Source organism: Paenibacillus aurantiacus, from assembly GCF_042431225.1.
Classification (GTDB): Bacteria; Bacillota; Bacilli; order Paenibacillales; family Paenibacillaceae; genus Paenibacillus_Z; species Paenibacillus_Z aurantiacus.
In genome coordinates, this window is record NZ_JBHMDO010000057.1 from 1 (window position 1) to 8,467 (window position 8,467).

The 8,467-nt window shown below is 42.0% G+C and carries 4 protein-coding genes and 1 pseudogene; 2 read left to right on the forward strand and 3 right to left on the reverse strand.

What is annotated here, in order from left to right:
- Window positions 1-265: 265 nt before the first annotated feature.
- Window positions 266-2,158, forward strand: a complete 1,893-nt coding sequence (locus ACFFSY_RS35010; RefSeq protein WP_377503236.1) for a metallophosphoesterase — start codon at window positions 266-268, stop codon at window positions 2,156-2,158.
- A 281-nt stretch (window positions 2,159-2,439) separates the two neighbouring features.
- Here the strand turns inward: ACFFSY_RS35010 and ACFFSY_RS35015 are convergent, their stop codons facing one another.
- Window positions 2,440-5,916, reverse strand: a complete 3,477-nt coding sequence (locus tag ACFFSY_RS35015; RefSeq protein WP_377503238.1) for an alpha/beta fold hydrolase — start codon at window positions 5,914-5,916, stop codon at window positions 2,440-2,442.
- Window positions 5,917-6,730: 814 nt separating this feature from the next.
- On the opposite strand from ACFFSY_RS35015, the gene ACFFSY_RS35020 reads away from it, so the two are divergent.
- A complete protein-coding gene (locus ACFFSY_RS35020; RefSeq protein ID WP_377503240.1) occupies window positions 6,731-7,033 on the forward strand; it encodes a hypothetical protein in 303 nt (100 codons plus the stop codon).
- A gap of 289 nt (window positions 7,034-7,322) precedes the next feature.
- Here the strand turns inward: ACFFSY_RS35020 and ACFFSY_RS35025 are convergent, their stop codons facing one another.
- On the reverse strand, window positions 7,323-7,727 hold the full coding sequence (locus ACFFSY_RS35025; protein ID WP_377503242.1) for a CBS domain-containing protein: 405 nt from the start codon (window positions 7,725-7,727) through the stop codon (window positions 7,323-7,325).
- 605 nt (window positions 7,728-8,332) lie between these two features.
- Window positions 8,333-8,467, reverse strand: a pseudogene (locus ACFFSY_RS35030) (IS256 family transposase); the annotation flags it as partial.

An 8,467-nucleotide genomic window follows, 5' to 3' on the forward strand; every position in this document is an offset into this window, starting at 1 on the left:
TTCGCTGGGATACTTGTCGCCAGCGCAGTTTAGTGCACAGTTTTTTGATCGTAAAGCATCCTAGATTCTCTTAATTTACTGTCCACTTTCTTGACAGAGGTCCAAAAGTCGCACAATGCGGCTTTTTTGTTTTAACGAATGACGTACGTTCTTATCTTAGCTCGAATTTTTGGTGTATCAGCATTGAGATATAGGGAACAATTACAAATAGAAAAATTTACCCCAATTTGTAACCTCATAACTCAAAGAAAGGTGAATCTCCAAAATGAGCGAAAAACAGAATGCAACTTCCTCTCACTCTCGACGCATTCCTTCGTTTGTGACAGAAAAAATGGCGAACCCAAAAACACGGAAACGCATGGTAGAATGGTACAACCCCAAGCAATTGATTATCACTGGGACGAAAACAGTACTTTCTACGATCTTTGGTCTATATTCAGATTTTCGTTTGCTTGAGTCTTACGGACAAGAGCCTGAAGAGTATGTAGACCTTTCTAGAGGCTATCAAAGAAAAGGAAATGATGGCTTCGTAACAGACGAACAAGGTTTCTATTTCACTGATGCAGAGGTTGATCGTGATGAAATTTGGATCGATTATGTGAGTGATTTAGGTGATGGATTTAACTCCACCTATACGATTGCCTACTATCTTACCCGGTCGAGATTGACGATAAGAGATATTGAATCCAACAACAGTTACTCAACCTCAAGAGGAGATATTCTTATTTTCGGTGGAGATCAAGTTTATCCAACAGCCAATCGGAAGGAATATAAGGAGCGTCTAATCGCGCCTTATCATATGGCTATGGGGTATTCAAAGGACCCTCATCCACAATTGTTCGCTATTCCTGGAAATCATGACTGGTATGATGGCTTACTTTCCTTTACCCGGCTTTTTTGCTCCCGTAAATGGTTTAACGGTTGGCAATGTCCGCAAACGAAAAGCTATTTTGGGATAAAACTTCCTCACAAATGGTGGCTACTTGGTACGGATGTCCAATTAAACTCTGATATCGATGGTCCACAAGTGAAATTTTTCGAAAACTTGGCTGATCAGATGAAGGAAGGCGACCGTGTAATTCTTTGTAATGCCGAACCTTACTGGGTCTCATCAAATAAATATAAAAATTATGATCCTTCATATAGTGAAAACAATCTATTTTTTCTTGAAAAACTATTAAAAAAACGAATACAAATCTTCATAGCAGGTGATCAGCATCATTATCGCCGTTTTGAATTCATTCCCAAGGATTCAGATGGAAAACCAGACGAAAGTCGTAAGGTGGAAAAAATAACCTCAGGCGGAGGAGGCGCATTTTTGCATCCAACGCATGATCTCCGTGAAAAATTATTGTATGAGTTCGTTTCAGAGGATATAAAAGATAGGGAAGAGCGTGTATTTGAACGAAAAAAGGATTTTCCCGAGGAAAACATTTCAAAGCGGCTTTGCATAAAAAATCTTCTCTTTCTTCAAAAAAACAAGATGTTCGGGTCCATCACTGCAGTCTTGTATTTGTTAGTAGCTTTTTCCCTGTTAGATATCACTCAGGAGGTCTCGGGTGTTGATGCATTCGGCGCACGGTTCATAATGATGTTATCCGGTATTGTTCGTTCCCCTCAATGCATGTTTTGGATAATTATCATACTAGCTGGTTTTTGGTTGTTTACGGATACGCATTCACGTAGGTACAAATGGATAGCTGGAAGCCTTCATGGACTTAGTCATGTTACTGCTGCAATTCTGATAAACTGTATTACTATTGGTCTATTAGACTTTGGCCGAAATATGGACTGGATGATCGTCAGGCAAGTAATATCTTTTTTGTTAGTCGGAACCTTTGGCTGGATTGTAGGTTCCTGCATAATGGGCTTGTATCTATACCTGTCATTGAATGCATTCGGACGGCACAGTAATGAAGCATTCTCTTCTTTGAAAATCGAAGACTGGAAAAATTTTCTACGGATACATATTGATAAAGAGGGAGTATTGACAATATATCCGATTGGCTTAGAGAAAATCTCGAAAAATTGGCGGGAAACTTCCGTTACAGACGATGGTCCCTTATTAGAACCGGATATTCATGAGAATGAGAAAAAGAAAGTACAGCCAAGATTGATTGAAGCCCCAATTGTAATTCGACCTTCAAATTGCAACTGACCCCCGTCTGTCGGTAAGCAATACACCTACGGCAAGGGACCGGTGCATGAATCTGAGTTGGCGCAGTTCTTGAACCAACTAATCGATGTTCTAAAAAGTACAAGCAGTTTGAAAGGAGGTATCGCCAAAGATCATAGTGGTATCACATTTATATGGAACTAAATAACCAGTCGCCAGATGATTTCCGACGACTGGTTGCTTAGTCTAGAAGGGTGATTTAATCCAAACCTCGAAAACGGGTTACACTGCCAAAGAGTTTTAACGATCTAATTGGAAATTATTCAGGAGTTAAAAACACTCTGTCTCTTCAGAAAGTCATTTTTGCTCTCATGAACCCTTTCCAAATGTTCAATAATTTGCGGATACACATCGCGAACTGCATTTTTGCCAAATAAGCAATCAATGTGACCATAGTTTGGTATGACATAATGTTTGTAAAGTGAAGGGTCATTATGTTCACATAACTGATTATAAGTTAGCTTGGTTCCCTCAGGTGTATTCACTTGATTCTTTTCCCCGTGAATAAACGTGATGGGAAGCGCTAATCGATCGAAATGCTTCATATATGTATCTGCCCCGTCATGTCGCAACAGTTTTTCTTCCCTAAATACAAGTGCCAGATGCTCGAAGGCTGTCATATTCCCGCCACCGAACATTTCATAAAGGCATTCATGGGTTAGATTATTTAGCTGCTCGTGCTCAAATAGAAGGCCATACATGAAGGTAGCACGGCGGCAAACAGGGCTGTGGCATCTTTCTTCTTCAGGGAGCGGATAGAGCTTTAAGACTTGGTTATACAATCTATCACTCCAGTCGTCTCGTGCATCCGAATAAGCCTGCAAGGAGTCGATGCCGAGAGCTCTCAGAAAGGTAGGTGTATATATTCCTACTTTTAACCTGTTTAGCAGTGGTGGTTTGAAATGCGCTCCAATTTGAGTGAGAATTATTGAACGGATTCCCTGAAGCCCTTTAAGCATTGACATAGTTAATGTAGCCGCTCCGACGCAATGAGCTAGGACATCAATTGTTGCAGCTCCAGTTATTTTTTGAATAGTTCCCACCGCAGCAGGATAGTCATAAGTTGCAACATCGTCCAATGTAAATTGTTTGTGATGATATGACAGTTCAATGCTAGCCCGCCAATCAAACAACCAAACATCATAACCATGAGAGCATAGGTATTCTAGTAGGTTGGTTTCGATTGTATCTAATGAGAAAATAATACTCGAGACACCAAAACCATGCGAGAGCATAATCGGCCCTTTATCGCCACCTCTATATCGCGTAAGACGCAGATTAGCACCATCCCCCGTGACAAAATAATGTAATTCGGGAACCTCCGTGCGTAAAGGCCTTTTTTTTCGTGGTGGAGCCGAAGGATTAAACACATGCTCCTTAGCAAAAATACTCCCGTAGGTTTCGTAAAGTGTCCCTGCAAAGAAAGTTCCAAAACGGGCAATCGCCTTCATTTGTTCAATCGGATCAGATTCATTCAAAATACGAATTGTAGAGAGCTGTTTTACGAAATCCTCTTTCTCATTAATGAGAATTCCTCTTCCGAGTAAGACAGCATTGCTGTCCATTATCTCGGACAAAGAGACGTAAAGTGTAGTTGTATCGGACCAAAGATCAAGTATAGAGTCGTGCCTGATGTTTTTAAAACCCTCCATTAAAAAAGATCGCCCTTCTATTGAAGAAAACTGCAAGCGATACCGCATTTCTTTAGCTTCTGGTACATCGGGGTTAATCCGAAATAAATAAAAGTCGCCATTATTAATCGATAGTGATTTAGTTGATAAAGCAGGAGCTTCAATTGTTCCTGTTATTGAGGCTCGAGTATCTGGTTTCTCAATCATTTCATCCAGATCGCTGATATGTACTGTGATTGTAAAGTTGAGTTGAGTATGGGTGTTTCGCCCAATTTGATAAGCATCACGATAATTATCAGTCGGTTCTGCTGTAAAAAAACCTTTCATTGTTTCTGTGAATGTCAGCCCAAGCAATCTAGGAGCTGGAACCTCTTTTGGAGGATGAGAAGGAAGCTCAAAGTCAATCTTCAAATCCCGGTCTTCTGCAAGTAAATGGCAATTGCGTTCAGCTAAAGCAGAGATTGTAAGTAGTGGATTAACCCCAAGTGACCGGGGGATAATTGAACCATCACATACATATAGACCTTCATATACGTTTGAACCCTCTGGACCAGAAAATACTTGCCCTTTATGATTCACAACGCCTTTCTCGGCGTCTTCTGACATGATGCAACCTCCCATTGGATGAACTGTTACTAGATGTTTATCAAATAAGTTGCTCCACAGCGGGTTCGTTAGATGTTGCCCGCCTCCTAAGGCTGTAGTTGCCTGTTTTAGTTTATTATTAATCGAGTCAAAAATGGGTTGTTTTCCAACATCAATCCAATCAATTCTTAATCGATCAGTTTGTTCATGAAGAAACAGTTGACCATTTGAGTCGTCGTGAGCCATTACTAAGTAAGTTTGTGTGTTACGCACCGAACCAGTGCGTGCCCCCTGAAATACGCTTTCAAATTCTCTATGTGCTTCATCAATATTATCTACGATCGATGAACTAATCGGATCATATTGATACTTTGAGCTCAAGGCAAGTTTGGCAGGAAGAATATTGGAAAGAAGGGAAGGGATACTCCCTTCTTCAATAACCATGCCATCGTTCAATGAGGTCTGACCACGTAAATCAATCATACTCGTTATACAAGGTCCAACTGGGTCCATTGAGTTTGGATCTAAAAACCCAAAACCAACGCCGTTTATTTCCGTTTCGGTATTATAACCAAAGGCTAGAACGTCCCCGTTACCTGTAAAGTGCCGTCCGATTTGATTGGATAGAGGTAAACCTCGTGCTTTGGACCTTAGGAGTATCTCTGTACTTCCCAAGGAACCTGCTGATAGAATAACGATATCTGCCGAAACAAACATCGATTTGTTTGGTATCTTGAAGTCGTTGCCTTCTTGCATTAGATGATAATACACAAGGAAGCGGTCATTCTTTTTTTCGATGTGATTAACATTTATTTGTGTGAAAATTTCAGCACCGAAGTTATGAGCATCTGGCAAATAGTTCATTGCAAGCGTATTTTTAGCTCCATAATTACATCCTGAAACACAATCTCCGCAGCAGACACATGGTGATTGGTTAATACCGACATGGTTGATGCCTTCCTTATATTCTTGGAAGTTAACTGCAATTTCGGGCTTTGAGAACGGATAGCCCATATAGTTTGCCGATTTTTCTAACGCTTTTGACTTTGGAAGAGGAGGATACTTATTGGGATAAGGCACCGGCTTTATCATCTCTTTTGCCAGTTGGTATCCGTCCTCAATTAATGTTTTGACATCTCTCCGGATTTCTTCGGGCCAGCAAGGATCGTCGAATACTCTCGGATCAGCTTTGAGCATCACATTCGCGTTAATTAACGACGTGCCTCCCAAACCACAGCCAGTTAGTACGTTGATATCATTATCGACATGAAATTGATACAATCCTGTAGTGGAACCTATGGAATGGTCCGGAAGTCGAAAAGACAGCTCTTTTGCTGCTTCGAGTTCCGTACTTGGAAACTCCCCAGGAATAAATTCTTTCCCTCGCTCGAAAAGTCCAACTTGCAATCCTGCTCTGGATAAGCGTGAGGCTGCGATGCTTCCGCCATATCCAGAACCAATTACAATAACTTGGTAATGCGGCTTGATTTTATCGTGTGACAATGATAATCGTTGCATTTTCATTACTCCTATTCCGCCTTGACCTATCAAGGTCATATTGTTCTTTAACATATATAATTCGTCGCAAATAACCCGAGTATACAATTTTCCAGAAGCAATAAAAAAGTGCTATTCCTATGTAAAAAGTGCTTTTTTTATTGTATGGCAGCATCTCTTGCCGAAGAGAATTCAAACAAGTGCCATAAAAAAATGCAGTCACAGTCATGCCGCCACGATCTTCAGGCGGTTTAACGTCCCGCTGAGTCTTGGGAGGAGGTTCATTTCCAAATCCGGGGGTAATGCCTCGGGGGCCTTCGGTAATTTTATTTGGCGGAGAGCAGGGCTTCTATTGCAAAACAGAGGCTGAATGGCTTGAGGAAAAGTACCAGTTGCACGTATTACAAACTGGTCGGCTAAAGAGCAAGATGGCCCTCAATCACCCCGCCGCCGCAACATTGTCAGGTTAAGCGTGTCGGGATAGAAGGAGAAACGGTTGGCGAGTTTATGTTGCACTGAAACAGCACAACGTTCGCCCAGTCATCGATCTCCAATAGTGGGCTCAATCGACTATTAATCTATCGACCTAGTCTTCAATCTCCAATAGTGGGCCCCAGTGCTCCAGTCGACTATTGAGTATTCGCCCGGGACATCAGAACCATGTTGTCGACCTGCTTGGTTTCACTAACCTGATAGCATTGCTAAGGAGGGGAATGGAGGAGGGAGTAATCTTAAGAAACAATGTAACAAATGGGAAAGGAAAATCTCGATTCTAGGTCTATGATAAAAGTAACAAAACGAACGCAAATCGAATTGCTAGGAGGCTCTTCTGGCGGACTTTTTGCAAAGTCTCTTACAGCAGAAGAATGATGAGGACGATCAGGAAAGCGGCGAGCAAGTAGAGTACGACTACTATAAAATCCTGTTAACAGGCACAGGGTCCGACAAGGTTAGAACCTTGTTGTTCATCAAAAAAATGTTCTCCTGCGATTACGCCCAAGCGAAAACCTATCTCGCGGAAACGCCTCTAGTCGTCTATAAAGGCATTGAATCGGGCTCGGCTAGCATAGAAGACCAGCTTAAGAGCATTGGTGCAGACTATGAAAAGCTCCAAATTAGTTGGGAGGAATTTATTGGAATATGAATTCAGGTTGCGAATGCGGAGATGATCTGGCATCCCATGCGGGAATTGATATCGGTAATGGCTAATGCGTTCATTATTCAGAAGATGGAGTAGAGCCAAACAGGCTTATAGATAAACACCGGAAAAATCAACGCTTGCGTACGGTATTCACTTTATTTCACTTTGCGGAAAACGATTTGGATAAAATCAGCGCGTTGCTTACGATGATCTAACGAAAGCGCGTGCCGTGTAAAAGGAGTAGTGCCGCATAAGGAAGACCCGGCCATCTTGCTGGTCGGGTCTTTTCCAACTAGTCCGTAATATTCCGGGTATAGTACTCGATGATATCTTTGCGGCGAATGATGCCGAGGAAGACGCGATCGTCATCCACGACCGGAACGAAGTTCTGGTCCGCCGCCAGCGTCAGCATCTCGTCCAAATCGGCGCCAATGGCAACGCATTCGACTTTCATCCGTTTTTGAATGGAGATGACGGGAATTTCGTGCATCGTATTGAAGCTAAGGCCTGGGGTAGACTTCATTTTCCATAACAAATCGCCCTCAGATAGTGTTCCGAAATAGACACCGTTGTCGTCCAGGACCGGAATGGCCGTAAAGTGGCACGCCTCCAATGTTTCCAACGCTTCTTTCATAGTGGAAGAGGTCGTGATGTAAGCCACCTCGTGCTTGGGATAGAGAAAAGACTCAATGTCCACGGTATCACGCTCCTATGGTATATTAAACCATATTTCTCCATGAAGCGCATGTGGGAAAGACAGGGAACGCATATACATAGGGTCATATTAGAAAAAGACATATACTTACGATCTGGATTGTTCCCGAGTTGCCAAGAATCATTAATCTGAGACAAACTACAGACACGTTTTACCATTCTTATTTCAGCGTGTTCGGCAGAGCTTGAGTAAATTTCGTTGTGGTTGAACTCAAAATCAACTACTGATCCATTTCCATTCACTGCAATAGCAGCAATGTTATGTCCAAGATAATCGAGTCCTAAATATGGAATCTCCTCCTGTAGTTCAGATGAATGAGGATTTAATGGATATTGCCCATGCCGACCCAATATGAATCACTTGAGCAGACTGGCGATCCTGCTAGTCCTAGCTACATACTATGAGAAGCGAATTCAGAATCATAATAATCCATTAAACATTCGTTTGCGAGCGGATTTGCTTGCTAAAACTTGCTGTTCATTGGGTATAGTTTTAGAGACATAAATATACAAGAAATGTTTAAGGAATTAAGACATGCTTTTTAGGGTCTGTAAAGCTTTTTGTGTAAACCCTCTTGAAGCAAAATACTAACGTAGATATTGACCGATCCGGTCGGGGAAGAAAACGGAGAGCTGGAGGAGCATTTGGCCCCAGTTCTGCATACGCCCAGTCCATTTGCGAGTGACATCCATCGTCGCTAAGTAGAGCATTTTCAGCAGCGC

What these genes read in the sequence shown, in the direction of transcription:
- ACFFSY_RS35015 (WP_377503238.1), bottom strand. Translation starts at nt 5,916, where the DNA reads ATGAAAATGCAACGATTATCATTGTCACACGATAAAATCAAGCCGCAT.
- ACFFSY_RS35010 (WP_377503236.1), top strand. Translation starts at nt 266, where the DNA reads ATGAGCGAAAAACAGAATGCAACTTCCTCTCACTCTCGACGCATTCCT.